Here is a 24,585-nt window from a genome sequence, read left to right on the forward strand (position 1 = left end):
TGCAAGCGAACCGTTCTAGAACACTATGAACGGAGAACGAACCATGACCACCACCCACCCCGTCGACAGCTCCATTACCCAGGGCGCCGGTATCCCCGACGACGCGCTCGATGCGCTGGTCGCCGCCACCATCCCTGATAGGGACGACGCCACCGTGCCTGCCCCACCCGGTGCGATCGAGGTCGGCGACTGGTCGGACACTGCGGACCACACCTACACGTTCCGAGAGTTCGCCTGCGAGTTCTTCCCGGCCCTGCCTGGTCGGAATTGGCTGGGGGCACGCGTCACCGGCCATCAGTACGTCGCCAACGACGGTAGCGAAGTGACCAGCGTCTACCTGGTCTCGCCGGTCGCCGGGGCCGGTAACGGGGCGCTGCCGTCGCAGGCGGTGGCGTTGGCCGCAGCCATCCGGCAGGCCAGCGAGCGGGCCGCAGCTCTACAGGCCGAGGCCGACGAGCTGGCCGAGCGGACTGTGGCGGTGGCGAAATGACCACCACCCACGATGTCGCGCCGTCTGATGTCGAGCGGGCTGCACTTGACCTGATGGTCCAGGTGGCAACGCAGTGCGGCGGCGCTGGATTCGTCGCGCTAGTCCAAGACTTGTGCGGCGTGCTCCAGCTCGAGGGTGCTTTCGCCGGGATGAGCTGGGCGGATGCAAAGCACGTCGCGGCCGCAGCCGTCGTGGACGCCTATAGCCGTGATGACGCCGCTGATTTCATGCGGTTGCGCGCCGAGCTCGCCGAATCGGGCGGCGACGGCATGACGTGGGATGACGACGCAGCCGTTGCGCGGTCCCTGCGGATTGTGGCCAGGGCGGTGGCGCAATGAGAGCCTGACCCCGACACGACGAAAGCGGCCCCCAGCATCGCGCTGGGGGCCGCTGCTTTGCGCGGGACCAGATGCAGGCACACGCTAGGGCTAGCAACCCGTCATGACGTGCCCTTCGCCACACGGAAGCGCGCCGGTCGCTCGATGCAGGTGTAACAAATGTTCCACCTGCCGAGCCGGTGTCGGTCGACGCCGTCACCGCCGTCACCGGCAGTCCTATGCGCCCGACTTCCGGAAGCGATCGGCATCGAACGCCACCACCTTGCCGAGCGGCTTCTTCTCGCCCGTGACTGCCGCCGCCCGTAACCTGGCAATCTCCGCCTTCGCCCGCTCCAACTGCGGATTCAAGTTCGAGCGAAGCGACGGCATCGCCTCGAACGTCTCAGCCAGCAACCGGTACCTGATCCTGGCCTCGGCCAACTCGTCACCGGCCTCCATCGCCGCATTCAGTGAGTCGTAGATCATCTAGACCTCCATTCCATAGCGTCCCGAATTAGCTAGCTCGACAACCCGACACCTACGTATCGAACGGCCGTTCGACTTTGCTCGCACAGTCGTTCGTTAGCTGGAGGGGGGAGGGGGGTGACACACACACATGCCTAAGCCACGAGCGGCGCGTTTGCGCTGGTCGGGGGGGTGCCCCCCCTATCGTCGCAGGTCAGGGGCTTGCATGGGTCGGCTATGCGGTTCGGTATCGAACGGGCGTGCTACTCTATCGCACGCCCGTTCGACAGCCCGCCTGTTCGATTCATTGATTACCTAGTTAGCTTGCGCACGTTTTGCTAGGAGCCGCCGTCAGTCGGTGCGGTGACGGTGAACTTGCCGATCCGGTTGGGCTTGACGACGTTCTGCCCGAACCGCCAGGTGCAGCGGACGGCGATGGTGTCGGAGTCAAAGAAGGCGTGTTCGCTGGTGGCGACCATCACCGGCCCGACCGCGGACACTACGGCGGTGTTGTCCAGGACCATGCCGTTGTTGCCCGTCAGGGCCGGGGTGACGACGACCGGTAGGTCGAGCAGGTAGGGCTGGGCGTCGGTGGCTCCGGTGCCAAGCAGGGTGGTGTTGTAGCTGTCCGCGACTTTGAACTTCCGCAATGATGCCCATGCGGTGGGCGACAGCAAGATGTGGCTCGGGGTGGCGAGGTTCGTCGCAAGGGTCGCCAGGAGGTCGACAAGGCCGTCAAGGTCGTCGGCGACGGCGCCGCCGTTGACGATGCCGGGGACGTTGATCAGGCCGGCGGGCGGCGTGACTGCGGGGCTTGTGGGCGCTGCCTGGCTGAGGTAGGCGGTGTCTCCGGCGCGGGTGACGGCACGGGCAACGCTGGCCGAAAGTAGCGCCGCAGCGTTCTCGTAGTGCCACTGCTCGCGCGACAGCTTCACAAGCTGCGCCACCTTCCCGGTCGGGATCAGCCGCTCCGCAAGGCCGGGGTCGTCGACATCGATGGCTGCGCCTTCTTCTACGAATCCGGCGTCGGCGTCGTTGACGTACATGACGCGGACCATGGGGGCGTCGCCTTCGACGGTTCCGGCGACGGTGGAGGTCTGGAGGATGAGCGCGTTGGGGATGGCGTCGTTTGGTGCGACGGCGGTGACATCCGGTGACCAGGCGGTTGCGCTGGTCAAAGTGGTTTGAGTTGCCATTGTTCGTGTTCCTTACGGGGTTCGGATGCGCGAAAGCCGCGCACCGTGGTTGTTGTCCTCGGTGCGCGGCTCGCGTCGTCCGGTGCCCGCGTGGGCGGCTATGTTTGCCGGTCTGGTGACTCACCAGATGTTCGGCGTCACAGTGATTCTACTACTTGAATGCGTTCTCCCACGTGCTGCCTGTTGTTGCCCGGCCGTAGCTCATGCCTTCGCGGGGTACGACGGGGCCGCGTTGGCGCTTTGCTTGGGGGTGTTCGAGTCCGAGTTGTTGGCGGGCTTCGGCTGCTGCGGCGGCTACCCTCGCCGAGTCGACGGTGCCGTCCTCGGTGAGGAGGCTGGACAGCTCGGTGCCGGCGGTCCACAGTGCGGCGGGCTTGGTGATGTGTTCGGCCGCGATACGTTCGACCTCGTTGCGTTGCATCGTTTCCACGGCCTGCCGCAGTTCGTCGCGTTCAGCTTCGGCTTCGCGGAGCTGGGTCCGGTAGCGAGCTTCGCGCTTGCTTTGCGGCTCGGGGCCGTCAGGAGCCTCGGTGTCACGAGGGGGCGCATCTGAGATGTCACCCTTCGACTGGGATTCTGCGGGGGCCTCGGTAGTGGACGAGGTGTCCACGACTTCGGTTGTCTCGGTGGTGGTGTCGTCAGTCATCTTGGTTTCCTTTCTTGAGCATTTCCATGAGGGCGGCCATTTGTTCGGGATTGCATTCGGCGGCGCGCGTGAATTCCATGGCCAGGCAACGCACCTGGCCGATGGACATGCTCACTGAGAGCCGGGCGAATTCTTCGGTGTCGATGACCAGCGTCAGACCCAATGTGGTCGTGTCGAGCGGGACCACGACGAGTTCGGCGTGCTTGGCGGTCAGCTTGGCGGCGTCGGACAAGTTGATACGCGGGTCAGTCATTGCGTTTCCCTTCGTCTTTGAGTTCGCGGTGCGCGTCTGCGGATGCTTTGCGTAGGCCGTGCCGTAGGTCGACGCCAAGGCGTTCGCAGGTGTCCAGAGTGGGGGCCAGGATGTGGCGCACGGTGAGCGAAAGGGCTGAGGCGCACAGGTAGCCGAAGTGGTCCGGGCTGTGGGTGCTGGACCACTTCACCGCTACCTGGTCGGTGGCGGCGTCATCACCGGCGGTGGTCGCCATCTCGTACATGAGCAAAGTGGCGTCGCTGGTGAGCCTGTCGAAATTGACGTGCGCTACGGGCAGTCCGTCGTCATCGACGATGATGGCTGCGGCGGGCATCTCGTTTGGAATATGTTCGGTCATTTCTTGCCTTCTTTCGGTTCTTTGGTGGGTGTGTACTTGCCTGCGGTGACGCCCGGCGGTGGTCGCCGCGCGGTGGCGATCCATTCGCCGCAAGCCGCGAGCACCGGACAGGCTTCGCAGACCGTCACGGCCTGCTCGGCGGCCTGCCGGTCGCCGTCCGCCGCGGCATCGAACAGCGCCAGGTGGCTGCGGCAGGCGGCCTCGGGCAGCTTCGGCACACCCGCCAAAACCTTGGCTAATAGCTCGACCCACGGCGCGCTCACAACGCCGCCTCGCCGGAGTAGTAGCACTCCAAGCACCGGCCCGATTTGACCGATTCCTCGTTGACAAGCGGGCAGCCGCAGGGGCATGTCGGGCCAGTGCCAGATTCTGCGGTACCCGTGCCTTGCGCGCTGGTCACCGCACAATCCGGCGACCCTACTTCTTGGGGGTAAGGGGTACGTACCGCAGAATCTGGTACTGAATCGGGGTCCAGTGCGCCAGGCTCTATTCCGTCGGCCAGCCGGTAGAACCATCGCGTGCCATCTCGGCCAGCGTGGTGAACCTCCTGCTCGTCACACTGAAGAACACCGAGCATGTGCAGCGCCTGAAGCTGCCGGTCGACGGTGGCACGCGGCTTACCCAACCGCTTACGCACATCAGCAGTCGCACTGTCCGGGTGGGCAGCAACGTCGTCGATGATCGCCAATCGCAGCGGGGGCATACTGTCGCGAGCGCACCGGATCGCCAGCCGCAGCGCGTGGTCGCGATTCACCCCGATGGCAACGCCCCCGCGAACGACTTGGGCAAGCTGTTTGGCGAATCTTGTGGGCATCTCCGGGGCGTGCGCGTCGATGACATCTCCCCGGTAGTCGTAGTCCACACCGGTGCGTGACAGCGTCACCAGATCGGCAGCCGCAAGCAGAATGTCGGTCTCGGCGCCGGTCAGTGTTACCGGCGCCGATGACATTCCGGCTAGAACAGCAGCCACCGCCTCGGCCAGCTCCGCACGCATCTGGACTTCGCTACCGGTATTGCCAATCGCCTTGCGGCCCGCTGCCTGCCGGCCTTTGGTGGAGTCCATACGGATAAGAACGAAGCGATCCCCCATCGCCGCGATCACCGCATGCGCCTTATCCCAGGCAGTTGTCACCGCACCCACGACGGCGATCCGACCAGCCCATTCCAGCGTCATCCCGCCGTCTGATCCGACGTTGCGTGACCACCGCCCGTCATAGACCTCGCGCAGTGCAGCGAGCACCTCGTTACGAGCTTCGCCTGACATCGACAAGATGCTGGTGACGTCCTTGATAACCAGAACGCCGTGTGCACCGATCTTGCGCAGCAGCCCGCCGGTCGCGTCATTAGCACGGTCCTTTCGGCCCGTGGCCGACAACAAAGCGCCGGCTGACGAGATGGTGCTGGTCACTATCGCGCCGACGCCGTCTAGCCCTTGTACGGTTTCGGTTTTCGCGTTGCCACTACCGGAGATCAGCAGTAGCCACAGCGGGTCACCATCGAGCCGTTCCACCGCCGCTGTCGCGAGGACAGCATCGAGGGCATCGGTGTCGTACTCGTCGCCGAGCCATTTGCGGAAAGCGTTATGCGCCGCCGATAACGCAGTGAGCGCGTACACGCCCGACTGGGCCAGTTCCCGGCCCCGTTCGACATCACTCATGCGATCACCGCCGAGCGGGAACGGCATACAGGGCCACGCTGCACCGCAATACTTCCCGGTGCCCGCAACGGGCGACGACAATCGAGACACCGACAGTCAACGCCCAAGCCACGCTCGGCGCGACGTGCAATGGTGTCCAGTCGCGCGCTTTCAATTTCGTTGCGCACCATCACCACCACCCCCGCGAGATGGGGTCGCGGCGTCCGCACGCAAGCCGGGGTGACCGTTTCGCAGCACCTTCACGCCGACGCAACTGCTGCGGCACTGACTCGTTCGGCGAGGTCGGCCACGTAGTCCAGTTTGCGTAGAACGCGCAGGTGCATCGCTGGTCACGCACCGCACATTCAGGGCACGAAACGCGGAGAGATTCGCTAAGCTGGACAGCGGAGTGGTTGGTGGCGGTCCTGCTGGGGAGTGGGGCCGCTACTTCTTTTGGCGGGCCTCCCCGCTGGCGGGTGGTCACGCGGCACCACCTCGCACCGGCCGCAGCAGCTCGGCCAGACGGTTCCGTTGCTCATCGGTCAGCGGTGGACGCTGGGCGAGAACACTCTCGATGTACTGCCGAGCATTCGCTTCGGCCAGGTCGCGCTTGGCCTCGACCACGCGCGGATGGTTGGAGGGATAGGACTGTGAGCGGCGCGCTACTTGCGCGCGGTGACGTGAAACATCGCCAGATACAGGCATTTTGAGACGACCTTCGGTGAATGCGCCCGTCAGCGTTATTACATTCACCGGCCGTTAACCGTGGCCGTCTCCGTATGTGACCCGTCGGCCACGCCAACCTATTACCGCTGGTCGTCCGCGTATGGCATTCGGCTAACTCCGCGTGCCACTCATAACGGTAGCAGGAGAGTCAAGCGTTCCTAGTGCTCTAAAGCGACGGCGAGTCGAGCGGAGTCCCGACCTTGTCGCCAACAAGGTCTAAGGCCGAGCGCAATATCGTGCTCGTTGATATGAGCGAACAGCCGAAGCCGACGGCGCTACTTCCATGTCACCTGCACCCGTTCCGGCTTGAATTCCTTGCCGCCCTTTCCGACTGGCATCACCGTGACCGTCATCAGCACATCCATGACAGCCCGTAGTCGATCCGGCGACAGCTTCTCGACCGCAGCGGCGACCTCCGGTGTGCCGAGCGGGATGCCGTCGAACACCCGCAGCCGGTCCTGGTCGGCCTGGCGTGCCTCGATGGCCGCCAGCTTCTCGTTGATCCGGTCGGTAGCGCGACGGGCCTGGGCGCCGGTCAGTAGCCCGTCCGCGCGTTCGTCGGCGATCTCATCGAGACGTGCTGTCAGCGTGGCACGTTCGGTCCGCAGGGCCTCGGCCTCGGCGGTGTCATGCTGTTCGGCCTTGAGTAGGTCGACGGCATCGGGCGCGGCCAGGGCGCCGGCCACCAACTGATAGATCATCGGCTCGATGTGGCTCTGCCGGATCGACACCCCGCGACAGCGTTTGCACACGTAGGCCAGCTCCCGATTCTGCTGCTGTAGCGCCGACAGGGTGCCGCCGCATCCCGGCTTGCCGCACTGCAGCACACCGGTCAGCAGGTGCCGCCGCACCGACTTCGGTCCCGGCCGGCGCTTACGATCGCCAAGCACCGCCTGCACCGACCAAAACAGGCTCTCGTCGACCAGCGGTGCCCAGGTTCCGCGGCCCACCACGTCATCCCGGCGGCATTCGTGCGGATCGGCCTGATAGGTCCGTAGCCCGGCATTACGGGGCTTGCGCAAGTAGTTGCTGACTTGCGGTGGCGTCCAACGCTTGCCGTTGATCGTCAGCGCATCGGCGTCATTCCACAGTCTGCACACGTCGTTCAGTGATGCACCGGCCAGCACCGCGGCATACGCCTCTTTCACCAGCGGGGCCACCTTGGGATCGGGCACCGGCCCGTTGGGCGTGTCCAAGTAGCCGAACGCTCTGCGCCACTTCGGCGCCCCCGATTCGGCGAGCTGGCGGGCGGCACGGCGCTTGCGGTCTCCGGCGTGCTCAACTTCGGCCGTGGCGACAGCGCCCATGATGCTGGCGACCATGCGCCCGGTCGGCGTCGAAAGGTCCATTTCCCCGGCGGTGACGGTGCGAAACTCAACGCCCTTAGCCACGTCGAGCAGCCGGGATAGGTCACTGAGCCGGCGATAGAGGCGGTCCGGGTGCCAGGCGAGCACCGCGTCAACCTCACCGGCTGCCATTGTGGCCAGCAGGGCCTCGAAACCGGGACGCGGCTTGCCAGATGTCGCTGACCGGTCGTTGTCGGTGAACGTCTCGGTGACGGTCCAGCCCAGCGTGTCGGCCAGGGCGCGGCAATCGTCTAGCTGACGCTGAACGCCGAGTGATTCCCCGGCGCGGTCGACCGAGATTCGGGTGTAGACAGCAGCTCTCATGGGTGTAGTGTACTTGCCAGGTTCGCTGATGGGTGCGGCAATAACATTTCAGATTCGACCCGTGGGTGGGTCCACCGTCGGCGTAGGCGATGGTGTGGTCCAGATCGCAGTCATCCGCCGGGCGGTCACAGCCGGGCCAGCGGCACGTCAGGTCCCGGCACCGCACAAAATCAGCCAGTGCCTTTGAGGGCACATACCCCGGCTCCGGTGGCGCATCGGCGGGATGGATGACCGACACCAACCGGGCCGACTTGGCCAGCTCTGCGATCAACTCCGGCGGAATCAACGCACCGGCTCCGACAAAGGAACCCGGCGCATCCCCGGTGCCGTCCACGGTGGCCTGCTCGGCGATCACATGAATCATCACCGGCGTGGCCGCCGCACGACCCCCCGCCGCGCAATCAGGGCGCCCGCAGCGACAACCCAACCGGTCCGCCCGCGCCGCCAACGCCCCCAGGGCATCGGCACGGCGCTGTTCACGGGTGCGGGGATCGTGCTCACAGACCGTGGCCGCCAACGCATCCAGCGCGGTGTCCACCGCCCGCGCATCGGTGGTGAACAGGCTGCCCTGGATCTCCGACAGACCCCCTTCAACAAAGTTCCCGAAGGCGATCTCGCGTTCGGCCTGCCGCTCCTTGCGGCGGCGCACCGCATCAGCATCGGCCTGGGCCACGATCTTGTCGATCTTGGCCGCCAACCGGCTCACGGTCAGCGACGGCCACCGCAGCACCTGCGCCACCAACTGCGCATCCACCTCCGCCAGCACCTGCCGGTCGGTGATCAACCCGGTGCGATACACCATCGTCTGAAACAACCGGATATCAATATCACCGGCCTTGAACAACTCTGCCACCTGCGGCAACCGCTCCCGCATCGCCCGGGCATAGTGCAACCGACTAGCCGCTAAGCCCTGACTGATCCGCAACGCCGCCGCCACCTCAGCAGCCACCGCCGCCTCGGTATCGACTGCCCACTGCTCGGTCTCACCACAGCACCTCAACCGCAGCGCAAACAACTCCCCAATCGCCACCAACTGCGCCGCCGCCGCCCGATTCTCCGCCCGCGCCGACACACACACCCGATCCAGTAACGCCGCCGACTCCGGCGTGGCACGCGGATGACGCTGCAAAAACCACGCACTGAACTCCGCCACCGAAGCCCCGCTGGGCGGCCGCGACAACCGTTCGAACATACGTTCGACTATAGCGTTCGGGGCTGACAACGGCCACCGCCGAAGGATCAGTGCGCGGCAGCGTCCCAGGATCGCCCGTAGCCGACCGCGACCTCCAGCGGGACGCTGAGCGGATAGGCGCTGCCCATCTTGTCGCGCACCAGCGCCTCCAGCGGCTCGCGTTCGCCGTCGGCCACTTCGAACAGCAATTCGTCGTGCACCTGCAGCAGCATCCGTGACTGCAGTCCCGAGGCCTTCAACGCCTGGTCGACGTTGATCATCGCGACCTTGATGATGTCGGCCGCACTGCCCTGGATCGGGGCGTTGAGCGCAGCCCGCTCGGCGGACTCGCGGACCTGACGGTTGCTGCTGTCCAACTCCGGCAGGTAACGCCGCCGGCCCAGCACCGTGGAGGTGTAGCCGTCCTTGCGGGCCTGCTCGACAACCTCGTGCAGGTACTCGCGGACCCGGCCGAACCGGTCGAAGTAGGCGTCCATCTGCTCTTTGGCCTCTTCGGTAGAGATCTTGAGCTGGGAGGCCAGCCCGTAGGCGCTCAACCCGTAGGCCAGGCCGTACGACATCGCCTTGACGCGACGGCGCATATCCGGGGTGACCTCGTCGATGGGCACCGAGAACGCCCGCGACCCGACGAACGAGTGCAGGTCTTCGCCGGTGTTGAACGCCTCGATAAGACCCTCGTCGGCCGACAGGTGCGCCATGATGCGCATCTCGATCTGGCTGTAGTCGACCGTCATCAGCTCGGGGTAGCCCTGCCCGACCACGAAGCCGTCGCGGATCTGGCGGCCGGCGTCGGTGCGGATCGGGATGTTCTGCAGGTTGGGATCGGTGGACGACAAGCGGCCGGTCGCCGCGATGGTCTGATTCAGCGTGGTGTGGATCCGGCCATCGGAGGCAACCGATTTCAGCAATCCGTCGACGGTCACCTTCAGCCGGGTGACGTCGCGGTGGGCCAGCAGGTGCTCCAGGAACGGATGGCCGGTCTTATCGAACAGGGTCTGCAGCGCGTCAGCGTCGGTGGTGTAGCCGGTCTTGGTCTTCTTGGTCTTGGGCATGCCCAGTTCGTCGAAGAGCACCACCTGCAGCTGTTTGGGCGAACCGAGGTTGATCTGCTTGCCGATCACCGCATAGGCCGCCTCGGCGGCGTCGCGGATCTGGTCTCCGAACCGGCTCTGCAGCTGGCTCAGGTGATCGAGGTCCACACCGATCCCGGTGGTCTCCAGCTCGGCCAGCACCCGCTGCAGGGGCAGTTCGATGTCGGCGAGCAGACCCGAAGAGTCGATGCGAGCCAGTTCGAGATCCAGCGCGTCGGCCAGGTCGGTGACGGCCCGGGCCCGCAGGATCGCGGTCTGCACCGCCTGATCGTCGATGCCCTCGGTGTCGTCCAGCAGCGAAAGCTGTTGCTGCTCATCGGATTCAGCACGCAGCTCCCGGCGCAGGTAGCGCACCGACAGGTCGTCGAGGCTGAAGCTGCGCTGCCCGGGCCGCACCAGGTAGGCGGCCAGAGCGGTGTCGCAGGTGACGCCGTCCAGGCTCCAGCCGCGCCCGGCCAGGTCGTGGATGGCCAGCTTGGCCTCGTGCAGCGCCTTGGGCTTGGCCGGATCGGCCAGCCAGGCGCCCAGCGCGGCGTCGTCTTCGGCAGTCAGCGCCGCGGTGTCGATGTAGCCGCCTTCGCCGTCCGCCGAGGCCAGGGCCAGCGCGGTGGCGTCGCTGTCGAAGCTGCGGTGGGTGCCGATCACGGCCAGCCCGGTGCGCCGGCCGTCGGCGGCGTGTGCGCCCAGCCACGAGGCGACGGTGCCGGGCTCCAGCGCGCCGCCGCGCACCTCGAAGCCCTCCTCGGCCTCGGGGACTGTGCCGCCGGCGGTGGACAGCGTGTCGAACAACCGGTCGCGCAGCACCCGGAACTCGAGGTCGTCGAAGAGCTGATGGATCTGCTCACGATCCCAGGGCACCAGCCGCAGGGTGTCCGGCGTCTGGGCCAGCGGCACGTTGCGCACCAGGTCGGTCAGTTCGCGATTGAGGATCACGGTGGACAGGTTGGCGCGCAACGCATCTCCGACCTTGCCCTTGACGGTGTCGACCTGGTCCACCAGCCCCTGCAGCGAACCGTATTCACTGATCCACTTCGACGCGGTCTTCTCCCCCACCCCGGGGATGCCCGGCAGGTTGTCGCTGGGGTCGCCGCGCAGCGCGGCGAAGTCCGGGTACTGCACCGGGGTCAGACCGTACTTCTCGACGACCGCGTCCGGGGTGAAGCGGGTCAGGTCGCTGACACCCTTGCGAGGGTAGAGCACGGTCACGTTCTCGTTCACCAATTGCAGGGCATCGCGGTCGCCGGTGACCACCAGCACCCGGTAACCCTCGGCGTCGGCCTGGGTGGCCAGCGTGGCGATCAGGTCATCGGCCTCGAAACCGGCCTCGGACAGCGTGGTGATGCCCAGCGCGTTGAGGACTTCCTTGGTGATGTCGATCTGGCCGCGGAACTCATCGGGGGTGCTCGAACGGGTGGCCTTATACTCCGGGAAGCGTTCGGAGCGGAAGGTTTGGCGCGACACGTCGAACGCGGCGGCGACGTGGGTCGGGGCCTCGTCGCGCAGCAGGTTGATCAGCATTGCGGTGAACCCGTAGACGGCGTTGGTGGTCAGGCCGCTGCGGGTCTTGAAGTTCTCCGCGGGCAGGGCATAGAACGCGCGGTACGCCAGCGAGTTTCCGTCGAGGAGCAGCAGCGTCGGTTTGGTCTGACTCACGGGGACAACTCTATGCACTGCCGCGGACATCAGGTCAGCGGTCGCTCCTCAGTGACGTCGTACTCGGCGATCGCGGCCGACAGGATCGCGGCGGCCTGCTCATCGCTGGGCCCGCTGCCGCGAAACGCGTCCAACGCGGCCCGCGATTCCCAACGCTCGAAGATGTCGACCCGGCTCGGGTCGAGAAGGTCGGCGGTGATCGCAAAGCCCAGGCACCCCGATGCGCGGCGCGCCTGGCGCACGACGTCGCGGCACTGTTGCAGGTAGTCGTCCCGCTGACCGGGATCCACCGTCAGATGTCCTGCGACGATCACCACTGCCGAATCCCTCCGTTTCCGTGTCTGACCTCGCCACCATAGGTCGCAGCACCCGTCAGCCCGGTGACTGGAACACGTTTCAATTTCACCGCCGTCGTTCGGTACGCTGACCGGGTGCCAGATGTAGCCTCGCAGCCCGCGATCGACGGGTGGTACGCCACCGACGACGCCGGCCTCCCCCACCTGATCGGCGCGAAGTGTCCGCAGTGCGGCACCTATGTGTTCCCGCCGCGTGAGAACAACTGCCCCAACCCCGCCTGCGACGGCGACGTGCTGGAGCCGGTCGCGCTGTCACGGCGCGGCACGATCTGGAGCTACACCGAGAACCGGTACTCCCCGCCGGCCCCCTACCCGCCGAGCGACCCGTTCGAGCCGTTCGCGATCGCCGCGGTGGAGCTGGCCGACGAGGGCCTGATCGTGCTGGGCAAGGTCGTCGAGGGCACCCTGGCCGCGGACCTGAAGGTCGGCATGGAGATGGAGCTGACCACCATGCCGCTCTACACCGACGACGACGGCGTGACGCGCACCGTCTACGCGTGGAAGAAGGTGGACTCCAATGCCTGAGCCGTTGTACATCCTGGGCGCGGGCATGCACCCGTGGGGCAAGTGGGGCCGTGACTTCACCGAGTACGGCGTGGTCGCCGCGCGTGCCGCGCTGGCCGACGCCGGCCTGAACGCGCAGCAGATCCAGTTCATCGCCGGCGCGGACACCATCCGCAACGGCTACCCGGGCTTCATCGCCGGGTCGACGTTCGCCCAGAAGCTGGGCTGGAACGGCGTCCCGGTGTCGTCGTCCTACGCCGCCTGCGCCTCCGGTTCGCAGGCGCTGCAGAGCGCCCGGGCCCAGATCCTGGCCGGCTTCTGCGATGTGGCGCTGGTGATCGGCGCCGACACCACCCCCAAGGGCGCGTTCGCCCCGGTCGGCGGTGAGCGCAAGAACGACCCGGACTGGCAGCGGTTCCACCTGATCGGGGCGATGAACCCGGTGTACTTCGCGCTGCTGGCGCGCCGCCGGATGGACCTCTACGGCGCCACCTCCGAGGACTTCGCACAGGTGAAGGTGAAGAACTCTCGCCACGGCTTGACTAACCCGAATGCCCGCTACCGCAAGGAATCCGCGGTTGCCGACGTGCTGGCCAGTCCGGTGGTCTCCGACCCGCTGCGCCAGCTCGACATCTGCGCCACCTCCGACGGCGCGGCCGCGCTGATCGTGGCCAGCGCGGAATTCGCCCGCAAGCACCTGGGTTCGCTCGAGGGTGTGCCGTCGGTGCGCGCGGTGTCCACCGTGACCCCGCGCTACCCGCAGCACCTGCCCGAATTGCCGGACATCGCAACCGATTCCACCGCTGTGGTGGCGGCCCCGGAGCGGGTGTTCAAGGATCAGATCCTGGACGCCGCCTACGCCGAGGCCGGAATCGGCCCCGAGGACGTCAGCCTGGCCGAGGTCTATGACCTGTCCACCGCGCTGGAGATCGACTGGTACGAGCACCTGGGCCTGTGCGCCAAGGGCGAAGGCGAACAGCTGCTGCGCAGCGGTGCCACCGCCCTCGGTGGCCGGGTGCCGGTGAACCCGTCCGGCGGGCTGGCCTGCTTCGGCGAGGCGATTCCGGCGCAGGCCATCGCCCAGGTGTGCGAGCTCACCTGGCAGCTGCGCGGTCAGGCCACCGGCCGTCAGGTTGAGGGCGCCACGGTGGGCGTCACCGCCAACCAGGGCCTGTTCGGTCACGGCTCCTCGGTGATCGTCGCCCGGTAGTTTCTGCGCGATGGCAGAAACCGTCGTCGTCAAGGTCAAGCCGGGCAGCCGCAAGGGCCCCCTGGTCGAGACCGACGACGACGGTGCGCTGACCGTCTATGTGCGCGAACCCGCGGTAGACGGCAAGGCGAACGCCGCCGTCATCCGGGTTCTGGCAGAGCATTTCGGCGTTCCGCGCAGCCGAGTGGAACTGGCATCCGGCGCGGGTGCGCGAGTCAAGCGGTTTCGGGTCGATCGGTAGACCGCGCGTCGAGGATTCGCACGGTGCCCTGCGAGCCGTCGAGCTCGACGAGTGCGCCTTCCGGGATGGCGTGGGTACCGTTGCCCGTTCCGATCACACAGGGGATTCCGAGCTCACGCGCGATCATCGCGGCGTGCGACAACGTGCCGCCCACATCGATGGCCATCCCGGCAACCGCCATGAACCGCACCACCCACGACGGGTCGGTGGTCCGCGCGATCAGCACATCGTCAGCGCCGAGTTCGACGGACGCGTTGGGGTCGGTCACCACCCGCGCCCGTCCGCGGGCACGGCCCGGGCTGGCGGCGGCACCGGTGAGAAGTGCCTGTGTCGCTACGGCGACCGGCGAGCTTTTCGGATCGCCGACAAACAACAGCGGGGGCTCCTGTTCGGCACGTCGAGTTCGGCGAGCACCCGGGGCGTCGGGTTGGTGGCCGCACGCGCTGACGCGATCCCATTGAGCACACCGTGCAACTCGTGCTGTTCGAGGACAGCCGCCTCATCGAAGCGCTCGACGAAAACCCCGCGGTGGTAGCGGCTGACCAACAGCCCGTCGTGCTCGAGTTGATCAATCGCCTGCTGTACCGGCAGCCGGCTGACTCCCAAAGCGCTCGCGACCGCATCGCGGTTGATCCGGTCGCCGGTGCGCAGCTCCCCCGCCAACACCAGGTCGACGATGTGGTTGGCGACTAGGTCCTTCTCTTTGACCCCGTATTTCTTGGGCATAGACGCACCTAGTCAGCGGCCTCGCCTGACGTCTCCCCCGACGAGCCAGCTTGCGGCAGTAGTGATTCCAATGCGGCACGGTTGATCCGCCGGAACGCGCGCTTGGGCCGGTTGGCATCCAAAATGGCCACTTCCAGGGTGCCCGGCCCCAGCTCGCGCGGCTCGCCACCGTTGCCGGTGTCGGTCTGTTTGAGCGCGTTGACCGCGATGTGCAGCGCGTCGGCCAACTCAGCGTTCTCGGCGTAGGACTCCTTGAGCGCGTTGGTGACCGGTTCGGTGGTGCCGCCCATCACCACGAAGTGCGGCTCATCGGTGATCGACCCGTCGTAGGTGACCCGGTAGAGCTCAGGCGCTTTCGTCTGGCCCTGGTAGGCGACGCCGGCAACACACAACTCCACCTCGTAGGGCTTGGCCTGCTCGGTGAAGATGGTGCCCAGGGTCTGGGCGTAGACGTTGGCCAACTGGCGTGCGGTGACGTCACGCCGGTCATATGCATAGCCGCGCGTGTCGGCGAACTGAATGCCGCCGCGGCGCAGATTCTCGAACTCGTTGATCCGGCCGGCAGCGGCGAAGCCCACCCGGTCATAGAGTTCGCTGATCTTTTGCAGTGAGCGCGAAGGGTTTTCCGCGACGAACAACACGCCGTCGGCGTAGGCCAACGCCACTACGCTGCGACCGCGGGCGATGCCTTTGCGCGCGAGCTCGCTGCGCTCGCGCATCGCCTGCTCGGGCGAGATGAAGTACGGGAAGCTCATTTCTTACCCCGCTTGGTCTCCGACCCCGAATCCCCGCCACGAGTTCGACTCTCGACCACCAGACGGGCCAGCTCGGCGATCCGCTCCTCGGCGATGTCGACGGCGCCGTCGGTGTCGATGGTGACCGCGGTCGGATAGATGCCCCGCACCAGATCCGGGCCACCGGTGGCGGAGTCGTCGTCGGCGGCGTCATAGAGCGCCTCGATGGCGACCCGCAGCGCGGAGTCGGCGTCGCTGATCCGGTTGTAGAGCTTCTTGATCGACGACTTGGCGAACAGCGAACCCGAGCCCACCGCCTGGTAGCCTTCGCTCTCGACGTTCCAGCCGCCGGCGGCGTCGAACGACACAATGCGCCCCGCGGTCTGCGGGTCCTCAGCATCGATGTCGTAACCGGCCAACAGTGGCAACGCCACCAGGCCCTGCATCGCGGCCCCCAGGTTGCCGCGCACCATCGTCGACAACCGGTTGACCTTGCCGGCGAACGTCAGCGGGACGCCTTCGAGCTTCTCGTAGTGCTCCAGTTCCACCGCGTAGAGCCGGGCGAACTCGACCGCGATGGCCGCGGTGCCGGCGATGCCGGTCGCGGTGTACTCGTCGGTGACGTACACCTTCTGCACGTCGCGGCCCGCGATCATATTGCCCTGCGTAGAACGGCGGTCACCGGCGATGAGGACCCCGCCGGGGTACTTCAGCGCGACGATGGTGGTGCCGTGCGGCAGTTGCTCACCCACCCCACCGGTGTACGCGGCACCCGCGCCGGTCGGCAACAGCTCCGGAGCCTGCAGCCGCAGGAACTCCGAAAACGACGACAGACCTACGCCGGTGAGCGCGATTCCTGGGGTTGCTGAGTTGAGGGGCAGACGATCACGCGACAACCAGGTCACTGGCCGCCCTTTTGGACGTACGCGCGCACGAAGTCCTCGGCGTTCTCTTCCAGCACGTCGTCGATCTCGTCGAGCAGGTCATCGGTGTCCTCGGTGAGCTTCTCTCGGCGTTCCTGGCCCGCCGCAGTGCTGCCGGTGAGATCGTCGTCGTCTCCGCCGCCCCCGCCGCGCTTGGTCTGCTCCTGAGCCATTGCTGCCTCCTGAATCTCATCGGCCGCGCATTACCGCGGCCGGTTTCTCCACCCTACCGGTCGGCGCCGACGTTGCTCGGGGTCTAGGTGGTGAGTTGTTGCACCAGTTCGGCGGCACTGTCCACCGAATCCAGCAAAGCTCCGACGTGCGCCTTGCTGCCACGCAGCGGCTCCAGGGTGGGGATTCGCACCAGCGAGTCCCCACCCAGGTCGAAGATGACCGAGTCCCAGCTCGCGGCGGCGATGTCGGCCCCGAAGCGGCGCAGGCACTCACCGCGGAAGTAGGCCCGGGTGTCGGTCGGCGGGTTGTCCACCGCGGCCAGCACCTGCTGTTCGGTGATCAGGCGGCGCATCGAGCCACGGGCGACCAGCCGGTTGTACAGGCCCTTGTCCAGCCGCACGTCGGAGTACTGCAGGTCGATCAGGTGCAGGCGGGGCGCCGACCAGCTCAGGTTCTCCCGCTGCCGGAAGCCCTCCAGCAGCCGCAGCTTGGCCGGCCAGTCCAGCACGTCGGCGCACTCCATCGGGTCACGCTCAAGCTGGTCGAGCACCCGGGCCCAGGTCTCGATGATGTCGGTGGCGCGCGGATCGGGATCACGGCTCTCCACCAGCTTGGTGACCCGGTCGAGGTAGATCCGTTGCAGCGCAAGGCCGGTCATCTCGCGGCCGTCGGCCAGTGCGACGGTGGCCCGCAGCGTCGGGTCGCGGCTGATGACGTGCACCGCGCGCACCGGTCGGGCCAGCACCAGATCGCTCAGGTCGATCCCGTGCTCGGGGCCCTCCTCGATCAGATCCAAGACCAGCGCGGTGGTGCCCACCTTCAGATACGTCGACGTCTCGGCGAGGTTGGCGTCGCCGATGATCACGTGCAGCCGGCGGTACTTGTCGGCGTCGGCGTGCGGCTCGTCGCGGGTGTTGATGATGCCGCGCTTGAGGGTGGTCTCCAGGCCGACTTCGACCTCGATGTAGTCGGCGCGCTGGGAGAGCTGAAAGCCCGGTTCATCGCCCGCGGCACCCAACCCGACGCGCCCGGACCCGGTGACCACCTGCCGGGACACCAGAAACGGGGTCAGACCGGCGATGATCGCCGAGAACGGCGTCTGCCGGCTCATCAGGTAGTTCTCGTGGGTGCCGTAGGAGGCGCCCTTGTTGTCGATGTTGTTCTTGTACAGCTGCAGCTTGGCCGCGCCCGGGACGCTGGCCACATAGCGCGCCGCGGCCTCCATCACCCGCTCGCCGGCCTTGTCCCAGATGACCGCGTCCAGCGGGTCGGTGACCTCGGGCGCGGAGTACTCCGGGTGGGCGTGGTCGACGTAGAGCCGTGCCCCGTTGGTGAGAATCATGTTCGCCGCGCCGACCTCGTCGGCGTCGATGATCGGCGGCGGGCCGCTTGAGCGGCTCAGGTCGAAGCCGCGGGCGTCGCGCAGCGGCGACTCCACCTCGTAGTCCCAGCGGGTGCGCTTGGCGCGCGGGATTCCCGCGGCGGCGGCGTAGGCCAGCACGGCCTGGGTGGAGGTGAGGATCGGGTTCGCGGTGGGATCGGACGGCGAAGCGATGCCGTATTCGACTTCGGTTCCGATGATCCGCTGCATGACGTTCAGCCTAGAGGGGACGAGGAATCACACCGCCAGAGGCGTTGACGTCGCCGAGGTCAGTGGCTAATTTCACCGAAATGTCCACCGAGCAGGCCCGCCGGCACACCACCGACGTATCCGGGAAACGCTACGGCGAAGTGCTGCTGGTCGAGATCGGCGACTCGGGTCCGCAGGCGGTCGTCTACAACACCTTCGGCCTCAACGACTGCCCCGCGCAGCTGTGGTCCGCCCTCGACGCGCAGGCCATCGCCACCGAGAACGGCGCGGCCGCCGCCCTACTCAACGGCCCGCGCTACTGGCTGATGAACACCATCGAAAAGGCGCCGCAGGGCCCACGCGAGACCAAGACCTTCGGCGGCCTCGAGATGATCAAGCAGGCCCAAGTCGCGCTGTCCTCGATGAACCCCGGCCCCTACACCGTCAACGAGGTGAGCCGCCACGCCGTCTTCGTCTTCGATGCCGGCGAGCAGATCTACGAGCTGATCGACCCCGACGGCCGACGGTGGGTCATGCAGACCTGGAGCCAGGTCGTCGATGCGAACCTGTCCCGGGCCGACCTCGCCGGGCTCGCCGACCGGCTCACGCTGCCACCGGGTTGGACCTACCAGGCGCGCGTGCTGACCAGCCCTCTGCGGGTGGACACCACCGTCGAGATGGCCCGCGTGCTGCAGGACGACCTGACCAACAGCTACTCGCTGTACAGCAGCTAGCGCTACAGGTACTGGCCCAGGTTGGACTCGGTGTCGATGGCACGACTGGCGCTGGAGCTCTTGCCGGTGACCAGGGTGCGGATGTAGACGATCCGCTCGCCCTTCTTGCCCGAGATCCGCGCCCAGTCATCGGGGTTGGTGGTGTTGGGCAGGTCCTCGTTCTCGGCGAACTCATCGACGATCGAATCCAGCAGGTGCTGGATGCGCAGACCGGGCTGGCCGGTCTCCAGAACCGACTTGATGGCGTTCTTCTTCGCCCGGTCGACCACGTTCTGGATCATCGCCCCGGAGTTGAAGTCCTTGAAGTACATGACTTCCTTGTCACCGTTGGCGTAGGTGACCTCCAGGAACCGGTTGTCGTCGATCTCGGCGTACATCCGGTCGACGACCTTCTCGATCATCGCCTTGATGCAGGCCGCGCGGTCGCCGCCGAACTCGGCGAGGTCGTCGGCGTGCACCGGCAGCGTCTCGACCAGGTACTTCGAGAAGATGTCTTGCGCGGCTTCGGCATCCGGGCGCTCGATCTTGATCTTGACGTCCAGACGGCCGGGCCGCAGGATCGCCGGGTCGATCATGTCCTCGCGGTTGGAGGCGCCGATCACGATGACGTTCTCCAGCCCCTCCACGCCGTCGATCTCGCTCAACAGCTGCGGCACGACGGTGGTTTCCACGTCCGAGGAGACACCGGTGCCGCGGGTGCGGAAGATCGAGTCCATCTCGTCGAAGAACACGATCACCGGGGTGCCCTCGGAGGCCTTCTCGCGAGCGCGCTGGAAGATCAGCCGGATGTGGCGTTCGGTCTCGCCGACGAACTTGTTCAGCAGCTCGGGGCCCTTGATGTTGAGGAAGTACGACTTGGCCTCGTGGGCGTCGTCGCCGCGCACCTCGGCCATCTTCTTGGCCAGCGAGTTGGCGACCGCCTTGGCGATCAGCGTCTTGCCACAGCCCGGCGGACCGTAGAGCAGCACGCCTTTGGGCGGGCGCAGCGCGTACTCGCGGTAGAGGTCCTTGTGCAGAAACGGCAGTTCCACGGCGTCGCGGATCTGCTCGATCTGGCGTGTCAGACCGCCGATGTCGCCGTAGCTGACGTCGGGCACCTCCTCGAGCACCAGGTCTTCGACCTCGGCCTTGGGGATGCGCTCGAAGGCGTAGCCGGCCTTGGTGTCGACCAGCAGCGAGTCACCGGGGCGCAGCTTGCGGGGACGCCAGTCATCCGACAGCGCGTCCGGGTTGCTGTCGGGAAGATCCGCGGCGACCAGCGGCTCGGCCAGCCAGACGATGCGCTCCTCATCGGCGTGACCCACAACCAGCGCGCGGTGCCCGTCGGACAGAATTTCGCGCAACGTGGATATTTCGCCGACCGACTCGAACTTGCCGGCCTCGACGACCGTCAGCGCCTCGTTGAGCCGGACCGTCTGGCCCTTCTTGAGGGTTGCTACGTCGATGTTGGGCGAGATGTTGAGCCGCATCCGGCGACCCGAGGTGAACACGTCGACGGTGTCGTCTTCGTGACTGCCCAGCAGCACCCCGTAACCGCTGGGCGGCTGACCGAGTCGATCGACCTCCTCGCGCAGGGCCAGCAACTGCTGACGCGCCTCCTTGAGGGTGTCCATCAGCTTGGAGTTGCGCGCGGTCAGCGAGTCAATGTGCGCTTCGAGCTGACGCACGTCACGGCCCACGCGGGCGGTGTCCTGCGGGGTGTTCTCGAGCTGTGCGCGCAGCACCGCGGCTTCGCGGCGCAGTTCTTCCAACTCGGCGAAGTCATCACCGGGCGTGCCCGGCCCCCCAGACGCGTCGAAAGCCTCAGGACGCGGCGACTCTTCCATGTTGCTCATGGTGCGCTCCTTTCCCGAACTGGAAGTTGAAGCGACGGATACCTCAACGCTACCGGCCATTGTGCATTCGCGTGCTCTGTGGCAATCCGACACACCGGCTCCGCTGCTAGCCTCGCTCTCAAATCGGGTGATCAAAACGGCCCAGAAAGGATCCGAATGAACGTGAAATCCCTCGCCACGCGGGTGGCGGCGATTGCGGCCGCCGGCGCGGCCGCCGCAGCTGTGAGCTACCTGGCAACACCGGCGCCTGCTGCCGCCGAGGCGCCGACGACGGTGTTCTTCGCCCCGCTGCCGCTGGACCCGGCCGCCGCCGTACCGGCCCCGGAGCAGCTGGCCAGCGTGCTCAACACGCTGGCCGACCCCGGTGTTCCCGCCGCCGGCAAGTCCGACCTCGTGGAGGGCGGCCTGGGCCCGGTCGAGACCGGTGCCATCGACCACCGGCTGCAGAAGGCGCTCAAGAAGGGTGCCCTTCCGCTGTCGATCAGCGTGGCCAACGTGGTACCGGCCGGCCCCGGATCGGCCAGCGCCGACGTCACCGCGTCCAGCCCCAAGCTGGAGCCGCACACGGTGAATCTCACATTCGTCGACCAGGGTGGCTGGAAACTCTCCCGGTCCTCGCTGTTGTCGTTGTCGCAGCTGACGTCGAACTGATCACGGATCTGATGTACCGGCATCGCATCACCGTTGCCGCCGCGCTCGCGGCGGCAACGGTGATGCTGTCGGGCTGTAACGGGCACCAGCCGGCGGAGCCGGTGGCCGAGATCCCGGTGACCTCGACGACGGCGGTTCCCGGCCCGGTTCCGTCGGCGGCCCTGCCGGCTCCCGAGGCGCTGACCGATGTGCTGTACCGGCTGTCGGACCCCGAGGTGCCCGGCGCGGACAAGCTGGCACTGGTCGAGGGCGCCAAACCCGCCGACGCCGCGACCATCGACAAGTTCGCCACCGCCCTCAAAGACGGCGGCTATCTGCCGCTGAGCCTCGACGCCGCCGCTCTCGGCTGGTCCGACCGCAACCCGGGCAACGTGACCGCGGACGTCACGGTGACCACGGCCGATCCCGCCACCGGCACGTTCTTCTTCCCGATGGAGTTCACTCCCCAGCACGGCGACTGGCAGCTGTCGCAGGAGACCGCCAAGACCCTGCTGGCGTTCGGCAACGCCCGGACCGGCAAAACAGAGCCGGCGGCGCCGCCGACACCCTGAGTCTCACCCCACAGCGACACCGGCAGGGGCCGCAAAAACCAGTCGAAACCGGCGCGGCGAACCCGCGATAAACCGCTCACAACCGGCGCATACTCCGAGAATGCCCATCGAGCAACGGCTGATCGTCAGCGTCGTTGACGAGACACCGGATTCCATACCGATCATCACGTATCAGCGTGACGATCACTCGTGTAGCGGGGCGTGGTCACGCCCGAAGGTGCCAGCGCTGGTCTTCGCCGACAACTCCCACGACGGGTCGGCGGTGGCCTATCACCACGGCGTACTCGGCGGCGCACAGACGCCGGTACAGCTGGTGTTCTGGGGTGCCTGGTGGAACGGCGCGGGTTCGGCTCAGCGCGGTCTGATCGAGTCCCGCACGCAGGCCCTCTTGGCGAGCCGCTATTTCAGTGAGCTGGCGCAGTACTACATCCCCGGCGCCCCGACCTGGCGAGGCTCGGTCACCGTGCTCTCCCCCGCTCCGCCGCTGGGTGCCGTGGATTCCACCACGACAATGCGCCGGGTACTGGGGCTGATCGAGGACAGCATCGACGACGGCGTGTTCCCCGATCCCGACGACGGCCCGCGACTCGCCTTCATTGTCCTGATGCCCCAGGGCTTTACGGTGGCCGGCGGCGCCGTCGCGGGCGCGCATTCGACGGACTACACGTTCGATTTCCCGTTCGACACCGATCGCTACTGGGCGGGCTGGGTGCGCTACTTCGACCCGGCGACCGAGGATATCGAGCTGACGATGTCGACTCTGGGCCACGAGCTGGTGGAGATCCTGACCGACCCCGAGGCGGACGGCTGGCGACGGGAACCGCTGGACGGCAACTGCGAGATCTGCGACTGGAGCGATTCGACAGTCAGCGGCCGAACGGTACGGCAGCGCGCCTGGGTCAACGATGTGCGAGTGCAGTCGTACTGGTCGATCCGGCACGGGGCCACCATCATCCCGATCGACGACGACTACGGCGCGCAACTCGAGGCCAAGGTGACCGAGACCGGCCGGCGCGAGGTGTCGCGAGGAACCCTGACGACCGACCCCGCCGTCCGCCGTGCCTGCGCGACCATCCCGGCGTGCTGCATCGCCGACAACCACTACGAGTACGTGTTGTACTCGGTGTCCGAGACCGCTCGGATCCGGCTGGTGTGGACTCGGTATCGCACCCCGCGCGCAAGCTGGAGCATTCGGGGAATCGCCGTATCCGGTTCGGGCACTGTGCAAGTGACGCTCCCGGTGGACGGCTACACCGGCGAGAATCCGGTGACGTCGGTGCGGCGGGTGCGAGTGGACTACACCGCGAGCGACACCGTGCTGGATCTGACGGTGAACGATCCCGGCGGCAACTTCGATCTAGCGGTCAGCTGCACCGTGACCGATGCCTCGATCGCGGGGAACGTGGCGACGAACGTGATCGCCGCTCCCAGCATCGTCGTCGGCTTCGTCGGAGCCGACCTAGTCGCCGACGCGAATTACCTTGCCGCGCTGAGCCGCTGCTACAAGGCGATGCTGGACAAATACAAGGTCCAGTACCAGCCGATGGGACGACCGGGCCCGGGCGACCCGATCAAGTACGACCCGACGGTGCTCAACACCGGACTACCGGCGTACGCCGGCCTGACCGGACACCAGCAGCTTCAGGAGACCGGCAAGCTGATCCGCGCCGCGGCCTATCTGCTCGACACCGACGACGCCTACGCCTTTGTCGGACATCTTGTCCGGTCACAGCCGGCACTGGTGCGCGCCCTGCAAACCCGCACCGAGACCGATGTGGTGGCCTCGCTGCTGACGACGACGTCCTGAGCCGCTACGGCCGACCCCGTTTGCGCCCCAGCCGGGTGGGGGTGACGGTGTCCGGCGCCAGCCGGCGAGCGCAGACCAGGAACGCGGTGTGGCCACGCATCGCGTGCTGGGGCCGCACCGCCAAGCCGACTACGTTCCAGCCGCGCTGCATGGTCTCCCAGGACCGCGGCTCGGTCCAGCACTGCTGCTCGCGCAGCGCCTCGTTCACCTGGGACAACTGAGTGACCGTGGCGACGTAGATCACCAGCACCCCACCGGGAACCAGTACTCGCGACACGGTGCCCAGCACCTCCCACGGCGCCAGCATGTCCAGCACCACCCGATCGATCGAGCCGTCGGGCAGGTCGCAGTCGGCCACATCGCCCATCACCAGCTGCCAGTTGTCGGGCTGACGCCCGAGGAAGGTCTCGACGTTGGCGCGGGCATGCACGGCGTGATCGTCACGCAGCTCGTAGGAGATCACCTTGCCCTCGGGCCCGACCGCTCGCAGCAGTGACAGCGTCAGGGCCCCCGATCCGGCGCCGGCCTCGAGCACCCGCGCCCCGGGGAAGATGTCGCCCTCGTGGATGATCTGCGCGGAGTCCTTGGGATAGATGACCTGGGCTCCGCGCGGCATCGACATCACGTAGTCGACCAGCAGTGGGCGCAGCACCAGGAAAGGGTCGCCGTTGGCCGACTTGACCACGCTGCCGTCGGGCAGCCCGATCACCTCGTCGTGTGGGATGGCCCCGCGGTGGGTGTGGAAGTCACCGCCGGGGACCAGCACCGTGGTGTAGCGACGCCCCTTCGCGTCGGTGAACTGGGCCCGATCGCCCGCCTGAAAAATCCCGGATTCGGACACAGCCGTCCACCCTACGCAGCGTGTGCGAGCGGCGT

General features: G+C 66.9%; 27 protein-coding genes and 2 pseudogenes. 9 read left to right on the top strand and 20 right to left on the bottom strand.

Annotated elements, in window-relative coordinates:
• Window positions 1-43 precede the first annotated feature (43 nt).
• Both EJK91_RS01130 and EJK91_RS01135 read left to right on the top strand, forming a co-directional pair.
• Window positions 44-490: a hypothetical protein gene (locus tag EJK91_RS01130; RefSeq protein ID WP_125078047.1), complete on the top strand. Its 447-nt coding sequence runs from the start codon at window positions 44-46 to the stop codon at window positions 488-490.
• Complete coding sequence (locus EJK91_RS01135; RefSeq protein ID WP_125078048.1) at window positions 487-828, top strand: hypothetical protein; 342 nt, start codon at window positions 487-489, stop codon at window positions 826-828. Before EJK91_RS01130 ends, EJK91_RS01135 begins: the two co-directional genes overlap by 4 nt.
• Window positions 829-1,044: 216 nt before the next feature.
• On the opposite strand, the gene EJK91_RS01140 is transcribed toward EJK91_RS01135, so the two are convergent.
• The 12 genes and pseudogenes from EJK91_RS01140 to EJK91_RS01190 all read right to left on the bottom strand — a co-directional run bounded on the left by EJK91_RS01140 (window position 1,045) and on the right by EJK91_RS01190 (window position 12,010).
• Window positions 1,045-1,293 (bottom strand): hypothetical protein, encoded by a 249-nt coding sequence (locus tag EJK91_RS01140; RefSeq protein WP_125078049.1) that lies wholly within the window; start codon window positions 1,291-1,293, stop codon window positions 1,045-1,047.
• A gap of 317 nt (window positions 1,294-1,610) precedes the next feature.
• On the bottom strand, window positions 1,611-2,468 hold the full coding sequence (locus EJK91_RS01145) for a phage major capsid protein (RefSeq protein ID WP_125078050.1): 858 nt from the start codon (window positions 2,466-2,468) through the stop codon (window positions 1,611-1,613).
• Window positions 2,469-2,619: 151 nt separating this feature from the next.
• Window positions 2,620-3,114 (bottom strand): hypothetical protein, encoded by a 495-nt coding sequence (locus EJK91_RS01150; protein WP_125078051.1) that lies wholly within the window; start codon window positions 3,112-3,114, stop codon window positions 2,620-2,622.
• Window positions 3,107-3,367 carry a hypothetical protein gene (locus tag EJK91_RS01155; RefSeq protein WP_125078052.1) on the bottom strand — a complete coding sequence of 87 codons (261 nt, stop codon included), beginning with the start codon at window positions 3,365-3,367 and terminating at the stop codon, window positions 3,107-3,109. Before EJK91_RS01155 ends, EJK91_RS01150 begins: the two co-directional genes overlap by 8 nt.
• Complete coding sequence (locus EJK91_RS01160) at window positions 3,360-3,725, bottom strand: hypothetical protein (protein ID WP_125078053.1); 366 nt, start codon at window positions 3,723-3,725, stop codon at window positions 3,360-3,362. Before EJK91_RS01160 ends, EJK91_RS01155 begins: the two co-directional genes overlap by 8 nt.
• Window positions 3,722-3,988: a WhiB family transcriptional regulator gene (locus EJK91_RS21605; RefSeq protein WP_164517849.1), complete on the bottom strand. Its 267-nt coding sequence runs from the start codon at window positions 3,986-3,988 to the stop codon at window positions 3,722-3,724. The genes EJK91_RS01160 and EJK91_RS21605 overlap by 4 nt, the downstream gene beginning before the upstream one ends.
• Complete coding sequence (locus EJK91_RS01170) at window positions 3,985-5,382, bottom strand: ArsR family transcriptional regulator (RefSeq protein ID WP_241178598.1); 1,398 nt, start codon at window positions 5,380-5,382, stop codon at window positions 3,985-3,987. Before EJK91_RS01170 ends, EJK91_RS21605 begins: the two co-directional genes overlap by 4 nt.
• Before the next feature lie 459 nt (window positions 5,383-5,841).
• The gene (locus EJK91_RS22240; protein WP_164517848.1) at window positions 5,842-5,985 is read right to left on the bottom strand and encodes a hypothetical protein; all 144 of its coding nucleotides are present in this window, start codon (window positions 5,983-5,985) and stop codon (window positions 5,842-5,844) included.
• 377 nt (window positions 5,986-6,362) lie between these two features.
• Window positions 6,363-7,757 (bottom strand): recombinase family protein, encoded by a 1,395-nt coding sequence (locus tag EJK91_RS01175; RefSeq protein WP_206430376.1) that lies wholly within the window; start codon window positions 7,755-7,757, stop codon window positions 6,363-6,365.
• Between the two features lie 28 nt (window positions 7,758-7,785).
• A pseudogene (locus tag EJK91_RS01180) lies at window positions 7,786-8,949 on the bottom strand (HNH endonuclease signature motif containing protein); the annotation flags it as partial.
• 47 nt (window positions 8,950-8,996) lie between these two features.
• Window positions 8,997-11,693 carry a DNA polymerase I gene (gene polA / locus EJK91_RS01185; protein WP_241178599.1) on the bottom strand — a complete coding sequence of 899 codons (2,697 nt, stop codon included), beginning with the start codon at window positions 11,691-11,693 and terminating at the stop codon, window positions 8,997-8,999.
• 29 nt (window positions 11,694-11,722) lie between these two features.
• Window positions 11,723-12,010: a putative quinol monooxygenase gene (locus EJK91_RS01190; protein WP_024441354.1), complete on the bottom strand. Its 288-nt coding sequence runs from the start codon at window positions 12,008-12,010 to the stop codon at window positions 11,723-11,725.
• Window positions 12,011-12,124: 114 nt separating this feature from the next.
• On the opposite strand from EJK91_RS01190, the gene EJK91_RS01195 reads away from it, so the two are divergent.
• The 3 genes from EJK91_RS01195 to EJK91_RS01205 are packed head-to-tail and all read left to right on the top strand — an operon-like array spanning window position 12,125 to window position 14,004.
• The gene (locus EJK91_RS01195; protein WP_125078057.1) at window positions 12,125-12,574 is read left to right on the top strand and encodes a Zn-ribbon domain-containing OB-fold protein; all 450 of its coding nucleotides are present in this window, start codon (window positions 12,125-12,127) and stop codon (window positions 12,572-12,574) included.
• Window positions 12,567-13,763: a lipid-transfer protein gene (locus EJK91_RS01200; RefSeq protein ID WP_125078058.1), complete on the top strand. Its 1,197-nt coding sequence runs from the start codon at window positions 12,567-12,569 to the stop codon at window positions 13,761-13,763. The genes EJK91_RS01195 and EJK91_RS01200 overlap by 8 nt, the downstream gene beginning before the upstream one ends.
• A gap of 10 nt (window positions 13,764-13,773) precedes the next feature.
• The gene (locus EJK91_RS01205; RefSeq protein ID WP_125078059.1) at window positions 13,774-14,004 is read left to right on the top strand and encodes a DUF167 domain-containing protein; all 231 of its coding nucleotides are present in this window, start codon (window positions 13,774-13,776) and stop codon (window positions 14,002-14,004) included.
• On the opposite strand, the gene EJK91_RS01210 is transcribed toward EJK91_RS01205, so the two are convergent.
• The 6 genes and pseudogenes from EJK91_RS01210 to dop form a co-directional block, all read right to left on the bottom strand.
• Window positions 13,979-14,272: a PEP-utilizing enzyme gene (locus tag EJK91_RS01210; protein WP_164517850.1), complete on the bottom strand. Its 294-nt coding sequence runs from the start codon at window positions 14,270-14,272 to the stop codon at window positions 13,979-13,981. The genes EJK91_RS01205 and EJK91_RS01210 overlap by 26 nt on opposite strands.
• A gap of 107 nt (window positions 14,273-14,379) precedes the next feature.
• Window positions 14,380-14,730: pseudogene (locus tag EJK91_RS01215) on the bottom strand (GntR family transcriptional regulator); the annotation flags it as partial.
• Window positions 14,731-14,738: 8 nt separating this feature from the next.
• Entirely contained in the window at window positions 14,739-15,485 is a 747-nt protein-coding gene (prcA, locus tag EJK91_RS01220; RefSeq protein ID WP_125078061.1) for a proteasome subunit alpha, read from the bottom strand.
• Window positions 15,482-16,369, bottom strand: coding sequence for a proteasome subunit beta (prcB, locus tag EJK91_RS01225; protein WP_125078062.1), 888 nt, complete (start codon window positions 16,367-16,369; stop codon window positions 15,482-15,484). The genes prcA and prcB overlap by 4 nt, the downstream gene beginning before the upstream one ends.
• Window positions 16,366-16,560 carry a ubiquitin-like protein Pup gene (locus EJK91_RS01230; protein WP_024441366.1) on the bottom strand — a complete coding sequence of 65 codons (195 nt, stop codon included), beginning with the start codon at window positions 16,558-16,560 and terminating at the stop codon, window positions 16,366-16,368. Before EJK91_RS01230 ends, prcB begins: the two co-directional genes overlap by 4 nt.
• Window positions 16,561-16,643: 83 nt before the next feature.
• Window positions 16,644-18,152, bottom strand: coding sequence for a depupylase/deamidase Dop (gene dop / locus EJK91_RS01235; RefSeq protein WP_024441367.1), 1,509 nt, complete (start codon window positions 18,150-18,152; stop codon window positions 16,644-16,646).
• A gap of 80 nt (window positions 18,153-18,232) precedes the next feature.
• Here dop and EJK91_RS01240 point away from each other — a divergent pair, with 80 nt between their 5' ends.
• Entirely contained in the window at window positions 18,233-18,865 is a 633-nt protein-coding gene (locus EJK91_RS01240; protein WP_036457452.1) for a hypothetical protein, read from the top strand.
• Between the two features lie 2 nt (window positions 18,866-18,867).
• Here EJK91_RS01240 and arc read toward each other — a convergent pair whose 3' ends face one another.
• A complete protein-coding gene (gene arc / locus EJK91_RS01245; RefSeq protein WP_046301022.1) occupies window positions 18,868-20,691 on the bottom strand; it encodes a proteasome ATPase in 1,824 nt (607 codons plus the stop codon).
• Window positions 20,692-20,856: 165 nt separating this feature from the next.
• Here arc and EJK91_RS01250 point away from each other — a divergent pair, with 165 nt between their 5' ends.
• The 3 genes from EJK91_RS01250 to EJK91_RS01260 all read left to right on the top strand — a co-directional run bounded on the left by EJK91_RS01250 (window position 20,857) and on the right by EJK91_RS01260 (window position 23,709).
• Window positions 20,857-21,351: a hypothetical protein gene (locus EJK91_RS01250; protein ID WP_125078063.1), complete on the top strand. Its 495-nt coding sequence runs from the start codon at window positions 20,857-20,859 to the stop codon at window positions 21,349-21,351.
• Window positions 21,352-21,362: 11 nt separating this feature from the next.
• Window positions 21,363-21,902, top strand: a complete 540-nt coding sequence (locus tag EJK91_RS01255; RefSeq protein WP_125078064.1) for a hypothetical protein — start codon at window positions 21,363-21,365, stop codon at window positions 21,900-21,902.
• A gap of 100 nt (window positions 21,903-22,002) precedes the next feature.
• Window positions 22,003-23,709, top strand: a complete 1,707-nt coding sequence (locus tag EJK91_RS01260; protein WP_125078065.1) for a hypothetical protein — start codon at window positions 22,003-22,005, stop codon at window positions 23,707-23,709.
• 4 nt (window positions 23,710-23,713) lie between these two features.
• Here EJK91_RS01260 and EJK91_RS01265 read toward each other — a convergent pair whose 3' ends face one another.
• Window positions 23,714-24,550: a tRNA (adenine-N1)-methyltransferase gene (locus EJK91_RS01265; protein ID WP_024440446.1), complete on the bottom strand. Its 837-nt coding sequence runs from the start codon at window positions 24,548-24,550 to the stop codon at window positions 23,714-23,716.
• Window positions 24,551-24,585: the final 35 nt, after the last annotated feature.

Source organism: Mycobacterium sp. P7213, from assembly GCF_900604305.1.
Lineage (GTDB): Bacteria > Actinomycetota > Actinomycetes > Mycobacteriales > Mycobacteriaceae > Mycobacterium.